Annotated in this window: 18 protein-coding genes; 9 read left to right on the top strand and 9 right to left on the bottom strand. The window is 75.7% G+C overall.

Going from position 1 to position 17,853, the window contains the following annotated elements:
* The first annotated feature begins 19 nt into the window (after positions 1 to 19).
* From M0638_RS10530 to M0638_RS10520, 3 genes are all read left to right on the top strand, one after another.
* The gene (locus tag M0638_RS10530; protein WP_248666939.1) at positions 20 to 418 is read left to right on the top strand and encodes a 3-hydroxyacyl-ACP dehydratase FabZ family protein; all 399 of its coding nucleotides are present in this window, start codon (positions 20 to 22) and stop codon (positions 416 to 418) included.
* A complete protein-coding gene (locus M0638_RS10525; RefSeq protein ID WP_248666938.1) occupies positions 415 to 1,374 on the top strand; it encodes an LpxL/LpxP family acyltransferase in 960 nt (319 codons plus the stop codon). The genes M0638_RS10530 and M0638_RS10525 overlap by 4 nt, the downstream gene beginning before the upstream one ends.
* A 110-nt stretch (positions 1,375 to 1,484) precedes the next feature.
* Positions 1,485 to 1,973 carry an outer membrane lipoprotein carrier protein LolA gene (locus M0638_RS10520; RefSeq protein ID WP_248666937.1) on the top strand — a complete coding sequence of 163 codons (489 nt, stop codon included), beginning with the start codon at positions 1,485 to 1,487 and terminating at the stop codon, positions 1,971 to 1,973.
* A gap of 94 nt (positions 1,974 to 2,067) precedes the next feature.
* Here M0638_RS10520 and M0638_RS10515 read toward each other — a convergent pair whose 3' ends face one another.
* Positions 2,068 to 2,859 carry an enoyl-CoA hydratase/isomerase family protein gene (locus tag M0638_RS10515; protein ID WP_248666936.1) on the bottom strand — a complete coding sequence of 264 codons (792 nt, stop codon included), beginning with the start codon at positions 2,857 to 2,859 and terminating at the stop codon, positions 2,068 to 2,070.
* A gap of 128 nt (positions 2,860 to 2,987) precedes the next feature.
* Between M0638_RS10515 and M0638_RS10510 the strand changes: the two genes are divergently transcribed.
* Both M0638_RS10510 and M0638_RS10505 read left to right on the top strand, forming a co-directional pair.
* Positions 2,988 to 3,440 carry a MarR family winged helix-turn-helix transcriptional regulator gene (locus tag M0638_RS10510; RefSeq protein ID WP_248666935.1) on the top strand — a complete coding sequence of 151 codons (453 nt, stop codon included), beginning with the start codon at positions 2,988 to 2,990 and terminating at the stop codon, positions 3,438 to 3,440.
* A 440-nt stretch (positions 3,441 to 3,880) separates the two neighbouring features.
* Entirely contained in the window at positions 3,881 to 5,146 is a 1,266-nt protein-coding gene (locus M0638_RS10505) for a CaiB/BaiF CoA transferase family protein (protein ID WP_248666934.1), read from the top strand.
* A gap of 147 nt (positions 5,147 to 5,293) precedes the next feature.
* Here M0638_RS10505 and M0638_RS10500 read toward each other — a convergent pair whose 3' ends face one another.
* The 4 genes from M0638_RS10500 to M0638_RS10485 all read right to left on the bottom strand — a co-directional run bounded on the left by M0638_RS10500 (position 5,294) and on the right by M0638_RS10485 (position 9,705).
* Entirely contained in the window at positions 5,294 to 6,223 is a 930-nt protein-coding gene (locus tag M0638_RS10500; RefSeq protein WP_248666933.1) for a substrate-binding domain-containing protein, read from the bottom strand.
* Positions 6,224 to 6,456: 233 nt separating this feature from the next.
* Positions 6,457 to 6,966 (bottom strand): pyridoxamine 5'-phosphate oxidase family protein, encoded by a 510-nt coding sequence (locus M0638_RS10495; protein WP_248666932.1) that lies wholly within the window; start codon positions 6,964 to 6,966, stop codon positions 6,457 to 6,459.
* Positions 6,967 to 7,050: 84 nt separating this feature from the next.
* A complete protein-coding gene (locus M0638_RS10490; protein ID WP_248666931.1) occupies positions 7,051 to 7,485 on the bottom strand; it encodes a CBS domain-containing protein in 435 nt (144 codons plus the stop codon).
* Between the two features lie 441 nt (positions 7,486 to 7,926).
* Positions 7,927 to 9,705, bottom strand: a complete 1,779-nt coding sequence (locus tag M0638_RS10485; protein ID WP_248666930.1) for a glucan ABC transporter ATP-binding protein/ permease — start codon at positions 9,703 to 9,705, stop codon at positions 7,927 to 7,929.
* Between the two features lie 561 nt (positions 9,706 to 10,266).
* Between M0638_RS10485 and M0638_RS10480 the strand changes: the two genes are divergently transcribed.
* The 3 genes from M0638_RS10480 (at position 10,267) to M0638_RS10470 (ending at position 12,583) form a co-directional block, all read left to right on the top strand.
* Positions 10,267 to 11,322: a Bug family tripartite tricarboxylate transporter substrate binding protein gene (locus tag M0638_RS10480; protein ID WP_248666929.1), complete on the top strand. Its 1,056-nt coding sequence runs from the start codon at positions 10,267 to 10,269 to the stop codon at positions 11,320 to 11,322.
* Positions 11,323 to 11,324: 2 nt separating this feature from the next.
* The gene (locus M0638_RS10475) at positions 11,325 to 12,059 is read left to right on the top strand and encodes a formylglycine-generating enzyme family protein (RefSeq protein WP_248666928.1); all 735 of its coding nucleotides are present in this window, start codon (positions 11,325 to 11,327) and stop codon (positions 12,057 to 12,059) included.
* Positions 12,060 to 12,193: 134 nt separating this feature from the next.
* On the top strand, positions 12,194 to 12,583 hold the full coding sequence (locus tag M0638_RS10470; protein WP_248666927.1) for a RidA family protein: 390 nt from the start codon (positions 12,194 to 12,196) through the stop codon (positions 12,581 to 12,583).
* Positions 12,584 to 12,641: 58 nt separating this feature from the next.
* On the opposite strand, the gene M0638_RS10465 is transcribed toward M0638_RS10470, so the two are convergent.
* The 4 genes from M0638_RS10465 to M0638_RS10450 all read right to left on the bottom strand — a co-directional run bounded on the left by M0638_RS10465 (position 12,642) and on the right by M0638_RS10450 (position 16,400).
* A complete protein-coding gene (locus M0638_RS10465) occupies positions 12,642 to 14,039 on the bottom strand; it encodes an amidase (protein WP_248666926.1) in 1,398 nt (465 codons plus the stop codon).
* Positions 14,036 to 14,230, bottom strand: coding sequence for a hypothetical protein (locus M0638_RS10460; protein ID WP_248666925.1), 195 nt, complete (start codon positions 14,228 to 14,230; stop codon positions 14,036 to 14,038). The genes M0638_RS10465 and M0638_RS10460 overlap by 4 nt, the downstream gene beginning before the upstream one ends.
* 96 nt (positions 14,231 to 14,326) lie before the next feature.
* Complete coding sequence (locus M0638_RS10455; protein WP_248666924.1) at positions 14,327 to 15,070, bottom strand: acetoacetate decarboxylase; 744 nt, start codon at positions 15,068 to 15,070, stop codon at positions 14,327 to 14,329.
* Positions 15,071 to 15,164: 94 nt separating this feature from the next.
* The gene (locus tag M0638_RS10450) at positions 15,165 to 16,400 is read right to left on the bottom strand and encodes a patatin-like phospholipase family protein (RefSeq protein WP_248666923.1); all 1,236 of its coding nucleotides are present in this window, start codon (positions 16,398 to 16,400) and stop codon (positions 15,165 to 15,167) included.
* A 424-nt stretch (positions 16,401 to 16,824) separates the two neighbouring features.
* Between M0638_RS10450 and pdxA the strand changes: the two genes are divergently transcribed.
* Positions 16,825 to 17,826, top strand: a complete 1,002-nt coding sequence (pdxA, locus tag M0638_RS10440; protein ID WP_248666922.1) for a 4-hydroxythreonine-4-phosphate dehydrogenase PdxA — start codon at positions 16,825 to 16,827, stop codon at positions 17,824 to 17,826.
* Positions 17,827 to 17,853 lie beyond the last annotated feature (27 nt).

The following is a 17,853-nucleotide window of genomic DNA, read 5'->3' as shown; positions in this document are numbered from 1 at the left end:
GCCCCCGGCAACGGTCCCGATGCCCGGGAAGGGCGGCACGCGCCGCGCGCAATTCACCGTGCCGGCCAGCCATCCGTCGCTGCCCGGCCACTTCCCCGGCCATCCGGTGGTGCCGGGCGTGGTGCTGCTGGACGCGGTGCTCGCCGCCCTGACGGCCCCGGGGGCGCTTCCAGGGGATCTCCCAGGGGATCTCCCGGGGGCGGTCCCGGAGGCGGGACCGGCGCCAAGCCTGCCGAGCGGCCCGGTCCGGCTGCACCGCGCCAAGTTCCTGGCCCCGGTCGGCCCCGGAGAGACGGTGACGCTGGAATTGCGCGTCGGCGCGCCGCGCATCGCCTTCACCGCGCTCTGCCGCGGCACGGTGGTGCTGACGGGCGAGTTGGAGGCGGCGGACCCCGCCCCGGCGTGGGGCGGGGCGTGAGCCGCTCCCTCACCCTGCCCGCCGCCACCCATGCCGGCTGGGCGACGCAGCGCGAGCGCGGCAGCCTGGGCGGGATGCGGCTGATGGCCCGCCTCGCCCTGCGGCTCGGCTGGGGCGCCGTGCACTGGCTGCTCTACCCCGTCACCGCCTACTTCCTGCTCTTCTCGCCGGCGCCGCAGCGCGCGGCGGCGCGCCGCTACCTCGCCCGCGCGCTCGGCCGCGCCCCGGCCCGGCGCGACCTGTTCCGGCTCTACTTCACCTTCGCCTCCACCATCCTCGACCGCGTCTTCCTGCTCAGCGGCCGCCTGCGGGGCTACGAGATCCGGGTGAGCGGGCTGGAGGCGGTGCAGTCGCGGGTGGATGCGCGGGAGGGCTGCATCCTGCTCGGCGCGCATCTCGGCTCCTTCGAGGTGCTGCGCGCGCTGGCCGCCTCGGGCTGCCCGGTCGAGGTGCGGGCGCTGATGTACGAGGACAACGCGGCGCAGGCCAACGCCTTCTTCAACGCCATCGCCCCCGGCGTCGCCGCCATGGTGATCCCGCTCGGCCGGCCGGACACCATGCTGCGCGCCAAGGAGTGCCTGGAGCGCGGCGGGCTGATCGGCATCCTCGCCGACCGGGCGCCGCACGGGGAGCGGACGGTGCCCGTGCCGCTGCTCGGCGCCCCCGCCGCCCTGCCGGTCGGGCCGCACCTGCTGGCCAGCGTGCTCGGCGCGCCCGTGGTGCTGGCCTTCGGCCTGTGGACCGGCCCGCGTCGCTACGAGATCCGCTTCGAGTCCTTCTCCGAGCGCATCCGCCTCGACCGCGCCGACCGCGCCGCGGGCCTCGCCGCCAGCGTCGGCCACTACGCCGCGCGCGTCGAGGCGCTGTGCCGGGAACACCCCTACAACTGGTTCAACTTCTACGACTTCTGGCAGGAGCTCGACCCGCCATGCGCGCCCGCCGACGCGACCTCCTGAGGGCGGCGGCCCTGCTCGCCCTCCCCGTGCCGGCAGCGCGCGCCCGGGCGGGGGGAGCCCCGGCAGCGGCCCTGGAACCGGCCCCGGAAACGACGAGGATCGAGACGCTGATGCGCCGCTTCGCCGCGGTGCGCGAGAGCCGCGCCACCTTCACCGAGGAGAAGGCGATCCCGGAGCTGGAGCTGCCGCTGCCCAGCCGCGGCACGCTGCGCTGGTCCGCGCCCGACCACCTGGAGAAGATCACCACCGACCCGAGCCCGGAGCGGCTGATCGTCGCCGGCGACCGGCTGCTGCTGGAGCGGCCGGACCAGAACGTCCGCACCGAGCTGAGCCTGGACCAGGCGCCCGAGATCCGGCCGCTGGTGGAGGCGATCCGCGCCACCCTGGCCGGCGACCTCGCCACGCTGCGCCGCTACCACGAGGTCGGCTTCACCGCCTACGCCGACGACAACTGGAAGATCACCCTGGTGCCCCTCTCGGTGCGCGTGCGCGCCGTGGTGCAGCGGATCGTGCTGAGCGGCACGGGGCCCTTCGTGGCGGCGATGGAGACGGACGGCTCGGGCGGCACCACGCGCATGTGGATCCGCCCGGCGGGCTGAACCCCGCCGCCGCGCGGGAGACGGAGGCAAGGGCCCCGCCCGCGCCCGCCGCCTGCCCGCCCCGCCTGCCCCCCCCCTGTCCGTCGGCCTCCGCTCAGCGCCCGCGGAACCGCGGCGCCCGCTTCTCCATGAACGCCGCGCGCCCCTCGGCGGAATCCTCCGTCGTGAACAGCAGGCCCTGGGCGTCCGCCTCGGCGCGCAGCGATTCCTCCAGCGGCGCCAGCGCGCGGTTGAGCAGCGACTTGCTCATCGCCGCCGAGAGCGGCGCCGTGGCCGCGAGGTCGCGCGCCAGCGCCCGCGCCGCCTCCAGCGCCCCGCCCGCCTCGGCGAGCCGGTCGACGATGCCGAGGCGCTCCGCCTCCGCCGCCTCGACCGACTTGCCCAGCAGCATCAGCGTCTTGGCGCGGCCGAGCCCCATGCGCCGCGACAGCGTCCAGGCGGCGCCGAGATCCGGCACCAGGCCGATCCTGTTGAAGGAGCAGGTGAAGACCGCCGCGCGCGAGGCCACCACGATGTCGCAGGCCGCCGCCACCGAGAGCCCCGCCCCCGCCGCGTGCCCCTCCACCGCCGCGATCACCGGCTTGTCGCCGTTGACCAGCAGCTTGATGAGGTCGTGGCCCCAGCTCAGCCGGTTGCGCGTCTCGATGCCGGAGTTGCTGCTCATCCCGGAGATGTCGCCGCCGGCGCAGAAATGCCCGCCCGCGCCGGTCAGGATGATGGCGCGGCAGTCCGGGTCGGCCATGCCGCGCTCCAGATGCGCCACCAGCGCCTCGCGCAGCTCGCGCGCCAGCGCGTTGCGCCGGCGCGGGTAGCTCATGGTCAGCTCGAGGATGCCGTCCTCGCGGTGCGCCAGCGTGGTCGGCGCCTCGTCCCTGCTCTCGCTCATGCCTGTCTTCCTCCCCTGTCGGAAACGCGGGATCGCCCGCCCTGCGCCCTCGGCCGGCGGCGTCTCCTCCGATGGCCGCTCCCGGGGGGCGCTGCTATGCTGGCCGGACGCCAGCGGAAGGGAGCCGCATGCACGAGGACGTCGCCGCGATCCGGGCCGTTCGGGCCATCATGATCCTGTACCGCGAATTCGAGCAGGCGGCACGCGGCAGCGAGATGAACACCGGCCAGTACCGCACGCTGCTGTTCCTGCGCTCCGGCCCCAAGCGCGCCGGCGAGATCGCCGAGGCGGCGATGCTGAAGAAGCCCACCGTCACCAGCCGCCTGAACGGGCTGCGCGAGAAGGGCTGGATCCGCGACAGCGCCGACCCGCGCGACGGCCGCGCCGCGCGCATCGAGATCACCCGCGCGGGCGTCGCGGAGATGAAGTCGTTCGAGCGGCTGCTGCTGCGCCGCTTCGCCGAGCTGTTTCCCGGCGACGAGCTCGACGGGATGCTCGCCATGCTCTCGCGCATCTACATGCTGCTCGGCGAATCCAAGGAGGCGCGCATGCTGGAGGTCGAGGAGCTGTGGCTGCGCTGAACGCGCGCCGCGCCGAAGCATCCCGATCGCCCCCTGCCGCAGCCGCCTCGCCGCATCGATGACCAGCCTCTCCCCGGCAGGCCGCCGTTTCCCCGGCGCGGCCCGGCGCGGACCGTCCGCGGCCGGCGGCCGCGCCGCGATCCGCCGTCCCGGCGGGCACGGCATGCCGCTGTAGAGGCAACCGGTTCCAAGCAGCAAACTATTTTTTGCGCGGGCCACGGCCCTGTCCTACGCTTCGCCGCCGCGGCCGCCCCTGGCCGGCGAGGTCGGGCGGAGCCTGCCTGCGCCCGCCGATTCGCAGGGTGGCGGACACCCCCGACCAAGCGGGGCCCAGGCAGCGGCGCACGGGAGGAGAACGGCATGATCGACGCGCGAGGCCCCGGGGGCCGACCATCCGCAGCCTCGTCGGGGCGGCCCATCCGCACCCCGGCGCGCCGCCGGTGAGCGCCGACCAAGGCGTGCCCGCCTCCACCCCGGCCGCGCCGGGCCCGCTTTCCGGCCTGCGCGTGGTGCAGATGGCCGCGATCGGCCCGGTGCCGCTCTGCACCATGCTGCTGGCCGATCTCGGTGCCGAGGTGCTCTGCATCGAGCGGCCCCAGGCCGATACGCCCCAGGCCGGCACGTCCCAGCCCGGCACCTCCCAGGCCGGCACGTCCCAGCCCCGCCCCCCCGGGACCGGTCCGGGCAGCGCCGGCGGCCCCGCGCGCATCGACATCATGCGGCGCGGCCGCACCTTCGTCGCGGTCGACCTCCGTCGCGACGAGGGCCGCGCCCTCGCCGCCGCGCTGCTCGACCAGGCCGACATCGTGCTCGAGGGCTTCCGCCCCGGCGTGATGGAGCGCCTCGGCCTCGGCCCCGAGACTGCGCTCGCGCGCAACCCGCGCCTCGTCTACGGCCGCATGACCGGCTGGGGCCAGGAAGGGCCGCTCGCGCGCAACGCCGGCCACGACATCAACTACATCGCCCTCTCCGGCGCGCTGCACGCGATCGGCCGTGCCGGCGAACGGCCGGTGCCGCCGCTCAACCTCGTCGGCGACTACGGCGGCGGGGCGCTCTACCTCGCCTTCGGGGTGGTGTGCGCGCTGCACGAGCGCGCCCGCTCCGGCCGCGGCCAGGTGGTGGACGCGGCGATGGTGGATGGCGCCGCGAGCCTGATGACGGCCTTCCAGGGCATGCTCGCCGATGGCCGCTGGCGCGACGAGCGCGGCGTGAACCGCCTCGACGGCGGCGAGCCCTGGTACGACACCTACGAGACCGCCGATGGCCGCCATGTCGGCGTCGGCGCGCTGGAGCCGCAATTCTGGGACGAGCTGCTGCGCCGGCTCGACATCGACCCTGCGAGCCTGCCGCCGCGCGACGACCGCGCCGGCTGGCCGGCGATCCGCGCCCGGCTGACGGAAACCTTCCGCGCCCGGCCGCGCGACCACTGGGCCGCCGTGTTCGCCGAGAGCGATGCCTGCGTCGCGCCCATCCTCTCGATCGGCGAGGCGCCGTCGCACCCGCACCACCGCGCGCGCGGCACCTACGCGACGGTGGACGGCGTCACGCAGCCTGCCCCGGCCCCGCGCTTCGGCCGCACCCCCGGCGCCATCCGCCCCGCCACCGTTCCCGACGCCGCCGGATTGCCGGCGCTGCTGCGGGACTGGCAGGTACCGGAGGCCGTCATCGCCGCCGCGCGCGACGCCGCGGCGCTGCCGGGCGGGTAGCAACGGGGGCGGCGTTCGCGCCGGCCCGTCCCCGTGCACCCCACCCGCGGCCAAGGCGATGCGGCGGGCAGGAACGCAGGCCCGCCGGAGCCGCGAACCGGGCAGGCGGCCCGGCGACGACCGCCCGCGCCTGCGGCGGCCGGGCCGCTACGGTTCCGGCCGCAGCGGCGCCTCGAAGCCGCGCAGCGCCAGGATCGCCTGTCCTTCCGGCGAGAGCAGGAACAGCGCCAGCCGCGACGCCTCCGGCCGGTCCGACAGCACCGCCATCCCGTATGCCGACACCACCGCCAGCTCGGCCGGCAGCGGCAGCACGCGCGCTCCGGCCACCTGCCGCGCCGCGGCGGCGGCGGCCGAGCAGCGCGCCAGCACCAGGTCGGCGCGGTCGGTCGCCAGCGGGGCCGCCTCCGGCAATTGGCCGGGCGGCGGCGGCGGGCTGCCGACCAGGCGAAGCGCCTTCTCCTCCAGCATGACACGTGCCCCGGTCCGGACCGCCTCGGCACGGGCGAACAGCGCGAGCGCGTCGTCGCCGGCCGGATCGCTTCCCGGCGGCGCGATGGCGAGGCGCGTGCCCCGGTTCAGCAGCCTGTCCAGCAGCCCGTCCTCCTCCACCAGCAATCCCTGGCGCACCAGCACGCAGAGCCGGTCCCGGGCGAGCAGCACCGCCGGGCGTCCCTGCGCCTCGGCTAGCGCCGCCGCCGGCGCCATCCCGGCGGAGAGGAACAGGTCCGGCCCGTCCCCGGCGGCGATGCGTGCCGCCACCGCCGGCGCGCCGCCGAAGGCCACGCCGATCGGCGCGGTGGGCGCGCCCTGCCGGAACGCCTCGATCGCCTCGGTCAGCGCGGTGCGCAGCGGCGCGGCGGCGACGACCCGCAGCGGCGCGGCCACGGGCGACGCCGCGACGGCCGGCGGCGCGCCGCGCGCCTCACCGCCCGTTGTCTCCCGGTCGGGCGTCTCCCGGTTGGGCGTCTCCCGGTCGGGCGCCTGCCCATGCGCCGGTGGCGGCAGCGCGGCCAGCAGGAACAGCGGCAGCAGGGCCGCCCGCAGACGCGGGCGTGGCGACGTTCGGCGGCGGATCATCCTCGGGACTCCGGCTCGGGCGCCGGCAGGGCTATCACGGCGCTTCGCCGGGCCGGAAGGCGCCGGGATGCACGGCGCCGCCTCCCGCGACGGCGCGGGGCGCCGCTACGCTCCGGCCCCGCCCGACAAGGCCCCGGCTCCCACGCGCGGCCGCGCCGGCTGCCCCACGCGCGATCGCCCCGCACGGGTCGGGGCGTGTGCGGGGCGGTGTCCGGGACCCGCGCGGACCGGCCTCAGCGCCTGAAGTCCACCTTGGCGACCTCGCCCGGATGCGGCGGCTCGCCGGTCAGGCGCGCCTTCAGGTAGCCGTAGGCGTAGACCATGGTGGAGGAGGGCGCGTCCCAGTACTCCGCGCCTTCCACCGTCACCTTGAGCAGCGCGAGGCCCGGATCCTCGGCACCCTTGGGGAACCAGGTCCGCATCCCTTCCGACCACAGCTTCTTCTGCATCGCCGCGTCGCGCACGATCTCGCCCTTCCCCGCGACCGAGACATAGTCCTGCGAGGAGGGGTTGCTGTAGCTCAGCAGCAGCTGCGGATCGCTGCCGATCTCGTCGGCGACGCCGCCTTCCGCGGGCGTGAAGAACCAGAGCGTGTCGTTGAACGGCTCGTCCTGCACCGCGACCATCGGGCGTCCGTGCAGGTGGCCATCCGCGCCGTTGGTCACGAGCACCGCGACCTTCACGTCGCGGATCATCTCCCAGACCTTGGCCTTGGCGTCGCTGTCGCTGCGTGTCTCCGGCATGGCTTCCTCTCCCGGATGTCGGTCGGGAGAAGGAGCGTCGGGAGCGGGGCCCGGTTCCCTGGGAGGGGCGCGGGTGGCGTCGCGTCAGCCCGCGGTGGTGACGTATTCGCGCAGCGCCTGCGCCTCGTGCTCGGCCGCCTCGATGCGCGCCTTCACCAGGTCGCCGATCGAGACCATGCCGCACAGCTTGCCGTCCTCCAGCACCGGCAGGTGGCGGACGCGCCGTCCCGTCATCATGCCCAGCGCCTCCACCACGCTGGTCTGCGGCGTGACGGTGTGCAGCACCTTGGTCATCAGGTCGTCGGCGCTCATCTGCAGGGTCGCCTCGGCGCGACCGGCCAGGGCGCGGACGACGTCGCGCTCGCTGACGATGCCGAGCACCGCGCCGGCCGCGTCGCGCACCAGCGCGGCGCCGATCCGGTGCTGCGCCAGGGTCCGCACCACCGCGGCGCAGGTCTCGCCGGGCCCGATGGAGACGACCTGCGAGCCCTTCTGCTTCAGGATCATGGCGATGTTCATGGAAGGCCTCCCGATTATGGCGGCCGGCATCCTCCGCCTCGCCCGGAGCCGGGCGGGCACGGGCCGGCGGGGCGACGCAGGGCGATCACCGGTCATGGGTGGATGCGCATGGGCGCACGCCCTGGACCACCCCCGGACCGCCCCCTGGACCGCCCGGCTGTCGATACGCGTGCGAGCGTGCCAGGATCGCGGCCGGCAATGCAAGCATCGCGCGACCGGCCGGAAGGAAAATCGCCTTGTCGTGCGAGGCACGATGCCGAAAGCGTGAAGCGCGGCGGGAGAGGCGCGCGGCCCGTCGCCCCGGCCGCTGCCGGGTCGCGCGATTCCGCCGACGCGGCCCGGGCGCCGGCGGCGGACCGGGCTGCCGGCCGGACGCGAGAGCCCGGCCCCGGCGGGTGGACGGTAAGGGCAGGCCCGCGGGAAGGCGGCGCCGCCCCGCCGTCACGCCGCCGCGTGCGCCTGCGCCGCCGGGTCGGTGGCGAGCTGTGTCCTCACCAGCTCGGCGAAGCGGCCGCCCTGGCGCACCAGCGCGTCGAAGGTGCCGCGCTCCACGATCCGCCCGCCCTCGAACACCATGATCTCGTCGGCATCCCGCACCGTGGAGAGCCGGTGGGCGATGATGAAGGTGGTGCGCCCGGCCATCAGCGCCTTCAGCGCCCGCTGCACCCGCGCCTCGGTGGCGGCATCGAGCGCGCTGGTCGCCTCGTCCAGGATCAGCACCGGCGGATCCTTCAGCAGCGCGCGCGCGATCGAGAGGCGCTGCCGCTGGCCGCCCGAGAGCGTGGCGCCGCGCTCCCCCACCATCGTGTCGTAGCCCTTGGGCTGGCGCAGGATGAAGTCGTGCGCCTCGGCCATGCGGCAGGCGCGCTCGATCTCCTCCTGCGTCGCGTCCGGCCGCCCGACCAGCAGGTTCTCGCGGATGGTGCGGTTGAACAGCATGCTCTCCTGGAACACCACGCCGATGTTGCGCCGCAGCGACTCCAGCGTGATGTCGCGCAGGTCGTGCCCGTCCAGGGTGATGCGCCCGTCCACCGGGTCCCACATGCGCTGCAGCAGCGCCATGGCGGTGGACTTGCCGGCGCCGGTCTGCCCCACCAGCGCCAGGGTCCGCCCCGGCGCCGCGGCGAAGGAGACGTCGGCCAGGATGCGCGGCCCGCCCGGATAGGCGAAGGAGACGTTCTCGAACGCCACCTCCCCCTTGATCCGGCCGATGTCCACCGCGTCCGGCTTCTCCGGCACGGAGGAGCGCGCATCCATGATGCCGAAGAAGTCGCGCAGCGAGGGCATCTGCAGCACGAGGCGGGAGATGAAGCCGACCGCCCCCTCCAGCTTGCCGATCAGCAGCGTCGCGAAGCCCATGAAGGAGACGATCTCGCCCACCGTCGCCTGTCCGCGCAGGTGCAGCACGGTGCCGAGCATGAAGATCGAGATCACCGTGATGGTGCTGGCCGCGCGCGTCATCACCGTGACCACGGCCCACCAGTTCAGCACCGGGAACTGGTTCGCCAGCACGTTGCGGCTGATCTCGCCGAACTGCCGCGCCTCGTACGTCAGGCGCGTGAAGGACTGCACCACCACCACGTTGGAGAGCGCGTCCTGCACGTTCCCCGCGAGCTGCGAGTGCAGGTCCTCCACCCGCCCCTGCGCCGCCTGGGTGCGGCTGATGACGTAGGCCGTCAGCGCCGCGAACAGCACCACCAGCACGATCAGCAGCAGCCCGAGGCGCCAGTTCATGGTCAGCGTCAGCGGCAGCAGCACCAGCACGCCGATGATGGTCATCAGGTGCTCGCGGAACAGCGCCAGCCACAGGCCGAACAGGTTCTCCGCCCCGACCAGCATCATCTTGATCAGCCGCCCGGACTGCGTGTCGCCGTGGAAGGAGAGCGGCAGCGCCAGCACGTGCTGGAAGTAGCGCGCCATCACCGCCAGCCGGTTGCGGTGCGACATGCGGTCGGCCAGCAGCGAGACCGCCACGTTGGCGCCGATCGCCGAGAGCCCCACCGCCGTCCAGAGCGAGAGCAGCGACAGCGCCTCGGACCACACCATGGCCGGCGTCTGGGTCGCCGCGTGGGCCAGCACGTCCACCACCCGGCCGAACAGCACCGGTTCCAGGAATTGCAGCCCGGCCAGCGCCAGGTTGGCGAAGGCCAGCCCGATCGCCACCCCCTTGTCCGGCGCCAGGGTCGCGAGACCACGGGCGTACACCTTGACGAACTGCATCTGGTCCCAGTCCCCCGCTGCGCCGCCCGGCGGGCGCCGCCCTGTTGCCATGCCCCTTCGCCGCGACGCCGCGCGCCACGGATCGTTCCGTCCCGCCACCGGGCCCGCCACCGGGCCCGCCACCCTGGCCCGCCACCCTGGCCCGCCACCCTGGCCCACCGCCCCGGACGGACGATCCCGGAGCGACCGCCCCCCGGGACGACCGGCCCTGGGGCGGCCGGCTCCGGAACGGATGGCGGCGCCGGGCCGCGACGGTGTGGCCGCAGCGGCATTCCCGGCCATTGCGCGGCGTTCCGCCGGCATGGACTCTGCGGCCGACAGCCCGGCGGGCCCGCGCGCGGGCAGCATCCGGTGAAGGTCCGGCCAGCGCAACCCGGGCCGGCGGCCGCACCGGTCGCCGGCCGGCCGCCAAGTCCGCCCGGGCCGGATGACGGCCACATCAGGTCCGGGCCGGATGACGGCCACATCAGGTCCGGGCCGGATGACGGCCACATCAGGTCCGGGCCGGAGACGGCCACACTAGGTCCGGGCCGGAGACGGCCACACCAGCAGGAGGAAACCATGCACCCGACCCACCGCGACGCACTCGGAACCATCCTGGGGACCACCCTGTGGACCGCCCTGGGCGCCGCCCTCTCCGGCGGCCGCCCCGGCGCCGCCGCCGCCCAGGAGGCCCCCCGGGACGCGTCGAGGGACGCGCCGTGGCCGTCCCGCCCGATCCGGCTGATCGCCCCCTTCCCGCCGGGCGGCACGGTGGACCTGATGGCGCGCCTGGCGGCGGAGCGGCTGCAGCCGCGCCTCGGCCAGTCCATCGTGATCGAGAACCGCGCCGGCGCGGGCGGCAACCTCGGCACCGAGGTGGCGGTGAAGGCCGAGCCGGACGGCTACACGCTGGTGCTGGCCACCATCGGCGGCAGCGCGATCAACTACGCGCTCTACGGCGCCCGCATGCCCTACCGGCCGGAGGACCTCGCGGCGGTCGGGCTCATCAGCACCGTTCCCAACGTCCTGCTCGCCACGAAGGACCTGCCGGCGCGCGACGTGGCCGGGCTGGTGGCGCTGGCGAAGGCGCGGCCGGGCGCGCTCAACCTCGGCAACACCGGCGTCGGCGCCAGCACCCATGTCACGGCGGAGATGTTCAAGCTCGCCGCCGGCATCGACATGGCCAGCGTGCCCTTCCGCGGCGCCGGCCCGATGCTGACCGAGCTGATGGCCGGCCGCGTCGAGGCGGGGGTGGACAACCTGCCCTCCTCGGTCGAGCACATCCGCGACGGGCGGGTGCGCTGCCTCGGCGTCACCTCGGCCACCCGCTCCTCGGCGCTGCCCGACGTGCCGACCCTGCGCGAGCAGGGCCTCGCCGGCTTCGAGGCCACCGCCTGGTTCGGCCTGCAGGCGCCGGCGCGCACGCCGCGCCCGGTGGTGGAGCAGGTGGGGCAGGCGCTGGACGCGGCGCTGCGCGAGCCGGCGATGCGCGCGCGCCTCGCCGCCCTCGGCGCGGAACCCGCCGCGCTGCCCCCGAACGGCGGCACCTCGCCGGCGGGCTTCGAGGCCTTCCTGGAGTCCGAGCGCGGGAAATGGGCCGAGGTGGTGCGCCGCGCCCGCGTCACGGTGGAATAGCGATGGCGGCGCCCGCACGATCGATCCCGAAGGCCGTGGCGATCCCGGAGGCCGTGGCGATCCCGCCCGGCCGCTTCCGCATGGGCTCGCCGGACGACGAACCCGGCCACGAGGACAGCGAGTCCCCGGTGCGCGAGGTCGCCATCCGCGCCTTCGCGCTCGGCCGCACCCCCGTCACCTTCGCGCAATGGGATGCCTTCGCCGACGCGACCGGCGGCTGGCGCCCGCCCGACGAGGGCTGGGGACGCGGCGGGCGCCCGGTGGTCAACGTCTCCTGGCACGATGCGCGGGCCTACTGCGCCTGGCTCGCCGACCGCACCGGGCAGCCCTGGCGGCTGCCGGGCGAGGCGGAATGGGAATACGCCGCCCGCGCCGGCACCGGCACGCCCTGGTACTGGGGCGCCAGCTTCGAACCCGGCCGCGCCCACTGCTTCGCGCCGGGCTGCGCCCTCGGCGGCGAGCGCACCGTGCCGGTCGGGCAATTCCCGCCCAACGCCTTCGGCCTGCACGACATGCTCGGCAACGTCTGGGAATGGGTCGAGGATTGCTGGAACGAGTTCCACCTCGGCGCCCCGCCCGACGGCACGCCCCGGCTGGAGGGCGATTGCGGCCGCCGGGTGCTGCGCGGCGGCTCCTGGCTCGACGTGCCGCGGCAGATCCGCTGCGCCGCGCGCAACCGCAACGGGCGCGACTTCCGCTGCGACGACTACGGCTTCCGGGTGGCGCACGACACCTGAGCCGCGCGACCGGCGGCAGGCGTCGCGCCGCCCCGCCCCGGCGCGGCCGGCGACGGCCCGCGCCCCCGCCGGTTGACATCGCCCCGGCCGGCTCCTTGGCTGCCCACCCGCCTTCCCCACCAGCGGAGTCCGCCATGACCACGCTCGAACGCATCCGCGTCCCCGGCCACTTCAAGGTGTCCGCGCCGATCACCCCGGCGGTCCGCGCCGGCAACCTGCTGTTCGTCTCCGGCATCCCCGCCTACGACGCCGAGGGCCGGCTCGCCATCGGCGACTTCCCGGCGCAGATGCGCCAGGTGATGCGCAACGTCGGCGAGATCCTGGCCGAGGCCGGCACCGGCTGGGAGCACGTCGCCAAGGTGAACATCCTGCTCACCCGGCGCGAGGACTTCGAGGAGATGAACCGGATCTACGCGGCGCACTTCCCCGACGGCCAGTACCCCGCCCGCACCACCGCCATCGTCTACTCGCTGCCGCGCGCCAACTTCCTGCTGGAGATCGAGTGCACCGCCGTGATCCCGTGACGGCGGCCCGCAGCCCCGCCCGCAGCGCCTCTGGGATCGCCCCCGACGGGGACGCCCCTCAGCCCGCCTCCAGCATCGGGCAGCCGCCCCAGGCGGCGGCGCGCTCGTAGGCCGCCGCCACGCCGAGCAGCCGCGCCTCGGCGAAGTACGGCGCGACGAACTGCACCGAGAGCGGCAGCCCGCCGGCCGACAGCCCCGCCATCATGGCGACCGCGGGATGGCCGGTGACGTTGAACGGCGTGCGCGCCTGCCGCGGATAGGTGCGCGCCACCTCGGCCGCGTCGTCGATCGGCGCCGAGGCGTGCATCGAGCTCGCCGTCAGCAGCAGGTCCGCCTCGCCGAACGCCGCCTCCACCGCGGCGATCATCCGCCCGCGCGCCCGCTGCGCCCGCACGTAGTCCTCGGCGGTCAGGAAGGCGCCGGTCAGCAGCGCGGTGCGGGTGATGCGCGCGTAGTCCCCCGGCCGCCCGCGCAGCCAGGGCGCGTGCAGCGCGAAGGCCTCGGCGTGCAGCAGCACGCGGTTCACCGCCGCGAATTCCCCGAGCGGCGGCAGCGACACGTCCCGCACCGACGCCCCCGCCTGCCGCAGCCAGCCGGCCACCGCTTCCAGCGCCGCCGCCACCTCGGCATCCGCCGGCAGGTCCGTCTCGTGGAAGTGGCGCACGAAGCCGACGCGCAGGCCGCGCACCCCGCCCGCCGGCAGCGCCGCCGGTACCGCCGCCGGCGGCGCGACGCTGCCCGGGTCCAGCGGGTCGTGCCCCGCGATCGCCGCCAGCAGCAGCGCCACGCCCGCCACGTCGCGCGCCATCGGCCCGACATGGTCGAGCGTCCAGGCCAGCGGGAACACGCCGCGCCGCGAGACCAGCCCGTAGGTCGGCTTCAGCCCGACCACGCCGCACTGGCTCGCCGGGTTGCGCACCGAGCCGCCCGTGTCGGTGCCGAGCGCCAGCGGGAACAGCCCCGCCGCCAGCCCCGCGCCCGAGCCGGAGGAGGAGCCGCCGGGATGGTGCGCCGTGTTCCACGGGTTGCGCGCCGGCGGGAAGGGCAGGTCGAAGGCCGGCCCGCCGATGGCGAATTCGTGGGTCGAGAGCTTGCCGAAGGGGATCGCGCCCGCCGCGCGCAGCCGCTCCACCACGGCCGCGTCGGCGGCGGCGACGTCGCCGAGCCGCAGGCGCGAATGGCAGGTGGTGGGCAGGCCGGCGACGTCGATGATGTCCTTGATGCCGACCGGGATGCCGTGCAGCGGCCCGCGCCGCCGCCCCGCGCGCAGCTCGCCCTCCGCCACCGCCGCCGCCGCCAGCGCCGCCTCTCCCTCGACGCGGATGAAGGCGTTCAGCCGCGGGTCGAGCGCCGCGATCCGCTCCAGCAGGTGCCCGACCAGCCGCGTCGGCGTCAGCGCGCCGGAATCGTAGGCGGCGGCGATCTCGGCCGCCCCGAGCCGGTGCGGCGGCCTCACCGCGCCGGTCCCACCCGCAGCGGCGGGAAGGGCTCGGCGGCCGGGTCCGGCGCCGCCGGCGCCGCCCCGGGCAGCGCCCGCCGCAGCGCCCCGGCCTTCGCCGCCGCCTCGGCGACGTCGGCGGGAAAGTCGCGCAGCGCGGTCCCGAGCCCGAGCGCCCGGGCCTGCGCCTCGATGAGGTCCCTGTCCATCGCCGCAGGCTGGCCCGGCGCGGCCGGGGAAGGCAAGCCGACCGGGAAAAGCCGCGCGGGGAATGCCCGCGCGGGCCCGCCCGGTCGGCGCGTCGCTCAGGCCAGGTAGTCGTGCAGCACCCGCCCGAAGGGCAGCACGAAATCCACCACCTGGTGCCGCCCGCCGACGACGCGCCGCACCGGCAGGTCCGCCACCCGGCAGTTCACGTGCGGGATCAGGTGCAGCCGCGCCTCGCCCTCCCAGGCGCCGTGCACCACGATCTCCTCGAGGTTGTAGCCGACGAGCTGCGCCACCTTCGGCTTCCCGTCCACGTCCGGTATCAGCTTCAGGTTCACCTGCAGCTTGCCGAGGCCCTGCCTCACCTCGTCCAGCCGGTCCGCCAGGCTGTGGTGCTTGTAGGTCATGGTGCCGAGCGCCACGCGCTCCTCGTCGTAGTACAGCGCGCCGGTCAGCGTGTCCTTCATCACCTTCAGGCGCGGCTGCCCCCACTTCTTCGGAAAGCCCCAGATCTCGCGCCCCGCCGTGATCGGCGGCTCGTCGTCGACGTACATCTGCACCGAGAACAGGCAGGGCTCGCCCTTGTACAGCGCGTGGATGCCGCTGCCGCTCTCCTCGTAGTCGCCGAAGCCCGAGGAGTCCGGCATCTTCATCCACTCGTAGAAGGCGAGGTTGCCCGGCGCCGGCTCCAGCGGCTCCGGCAGCGCCGCGCGCAGCGCCGCCGGGTCCGTCTCGTAGGTCACGATCAGGTACTCGCGCCCGACGAAGCGGTAGGGCCCGTGCGGGTAGCTCGGCGAGAAGGCCGGCATCGAGGATGCCTTGAGGATCTCGTCGCGGGTCATGTCGGGTTCTCCTCGAAGCAGGCCCGGGCCGCGCGGGCGCCCGTCGTCCCGGGGACTGCGTGTGTGGGGGGTGGCGACGGCGGCGGAGACGGCCTCAGGGGTCCCTGCCGGGGTCGATCACCAGCACGCCGCCATCCTCGGGCAGGGGCGGCCGCGCCGGCCGGCGGGCGAGGTAGCGCCGCGCGTCGGCGACGCCCGCCGACCAGTGCTCCAGCATGGTCTGGCGCGAGAATTCGTAGTCCTTCACGCCGCCCTCGTAGGGCTGCTTGCGGTAGATGAGGTGCACGACGACCACCGAGTTCTCGCGCGCCAGCTCGTGCAGCAGCGCCGCGTCCTCGCTGTCGGCGAGCTCCGGCGGCAGCTGCCCGATCACGCGCCGCAGCGCCGCCTTCGCCGCGTGCAGCCGCATCTGGGCATCGGTGTTGAGCCGGGTGCGGCTGGAGTAGCGGATGTCCTTCTCGCGCTCGTCGGCCTCCAGCAGCGTGCGCGGCACCGGCCCACGCGCGCTGAACAGGTCCACCTGGCAGATGACCAGGTCGCAATCCGCCGCGTCCATCACGAATTCCAGCGGCGTGTTGGAGACCACGCCGCCGTCCCAGTAGAGTTCGCCGTCGATCTCCACCGGCGGGAAGCCCGGCGGCAGCGCGCCCGAGGCCATCACGTGCTCGGGCCCGATCCGCATCCTGGTGTTGTCGAACACCGCGTAATTGCCGGTGCGGATGTTGACCGCGCCGAGGCTCACCCGCACGCCGTCGTCGTTCAGCCGGTCGAAATCCACCAGCCGCAGCAGCGTCTCGCGCAGCGGCGCCGTGTCGTAGAGGCTGAGCGCCGCCGGCGTGCCGGGGGCGGCGAGCAGCGGGCCGAGCAGCTGCGGCCGGAAGAAGCCGGGCGCGCCGAGCGTCGCCACCAGCGCCGCGCTGAGGTGGTTGACGGTGGCGCGCGCCCCCACGCCCAGCGCCGCCGGCACCTTCGGCGCCACGCCGCCGGAGACGCCCTCCCAGAACTCGCGCAGCCGCGCCACCCGGTCCTCGGGCCGGTTGCCCGCGATCAGCGCCGCGTTGATGGCGCCGATCGAGACGCCCGCCACCCAGTCCGGCGGCGCCGTGTCGCCCTGCGCCAGCGCCTCGTAGACGCCCGCCTGGTAGGAGCCGAGCGCGCCGCCGCCCTGCAGGACCAGCGCCCGGCGCAGCGGCCGGTCGGGCGCGGCCCCGGCCGGCGAGGCGCCGGGCGACGCGGCAGACGGCGCCGCGGGGCTTCCGGCGAACGGCGCGGCGTGGCTGCGTGGCTGTCTTGTCCGGGCGCTGCGCCCGATCCGGTCCGTGCTGTCCATGCCGGCCATGCTGCACCGCGCCACGGCCGTTGCGGAAGCCTGCCAAGTGTGAATCGGTGTTCATCGGACGCGGGCAGCCGGGTTGCACGCCCGATCCGTTCCTCGCGTGTCCGAGTTCGTGCCTTGGCCCGGAGGACCCGCCCCACCGCCCCGCGTCGCGCTCCACGGCATGCGCCTCCGCCAGCGGCGCTCCGACCGTTCCGGCCTGACGCCCTCCGGCCGTTCCGGCCTCGCGCCCTCCGGCCGTCCCGGCCCTGGCGCATCCCGGCCGTCCCGGCGGCCCTAGCGCATCCCGGCCGTCCCGGCCCTGCCGGCCCCCGTCCGGCACGGCCATGCGCCACCTTGACCGCGCCACGCCGCCGGTCCCTCCTGGCCGCCCGGATTTCCCACCCGCCGCGCCGGACCGGCGCGCAGGACCAACGCCATGACCCTTCCGGCCCCCGCCCCGCTCGCCCTCACCATGGGCGAGCCCGCCGGGATCGGCGCCGAGATCGCGGCCGCCGCCTGGCGCCTTCTGCGCGCCACCGGCCCCGCCTTCGTCCTGCTCGACGACGCCGCCCGCATCGCCGCCCTCCCCGGCGGCTGCCCCGTCGAGCGCGTCGCCACGCCCGAGGACGCCGCGCGCGCCTTCCCGCAAGCCCTGCCCGTGCTGCACCGGCCGCTGCCCGCCCCGGCCGTCCCCGGCCGCCCGGACCCCGCCAACGCCCCCGCCGTGATCGCCGCCATCGCCGAGGCGGTCGCCCTGGCGCAGGCCGGCCGCGTCGCCGGCCTCGTCACCAACCCGATCCAGAAGGCGACGCTCTACGCCGCCGGCTTCGCGCATCCCGGCCACACGGAATACCTGGCCGAGCTGGCCGGCACCGGCCGCCCGCCCGTGATGCTGCTCGCCTGCCCGAGCTTGCGCGTCGTCCCCGTCACCATCCACCTGCCGCTGCGCCGCGCCATCGAGACGCTGACCACCGGGGCCATCGTGGAGACCGCCCGGATCACCGCCGAGGCGCTGCGCCGGGACTTCGGCATCGCCCGGCCCCGCCTCGCCCTGGCGGGCCTCAACCCGCATGCCGGCGAGGACGGCACCATGGGCACGGAGGACGCCGCCATCGTCGCCCCCGCCGTCGCCGCGCTGCGCGCCGAGGGCATCGAGGCGCGCGGCCCGCTGCCCGCCGACACCATGTTCACCCCGCGCGCCCGCGCCGGCTACGACGCGGCGCTCGGCATGTACCACGACCAGGCGCTGATCCCGATCAAGACCCTCGACATGGATGGCGGCGTCAACGTCACCCTCGGCCTCTCGGTGGTGCGCACCTCGCCCGACCACGGCACCGCGCTCGACATCGCCGGCACCGGCCGCGCCGATCCCGGCAGCCTGGTCGCCGCGCTGCGCCTCGCGGCGGAGATCGCGGCGAACCGGGCGCGCGCCGCTTGAGTCCGACGCCGGGCAGGCCGGGCCCGC

The organism is Roseomonas acroporae (genome assembly GCF_023223525.1).
GTDB classification, from domain to species: Bacteria; Pseudomonadota; Alphaproteobacteria; order Acetobacterales; family Acetobacteraceae; genus Roseomonas_E; species Roseomonas_E acroporae.
The sequence above is the reverse complement of the archived record's forward strand: the minus strand, read 5'-3'. Positions and strand labels throughout refer to the sequence as shown.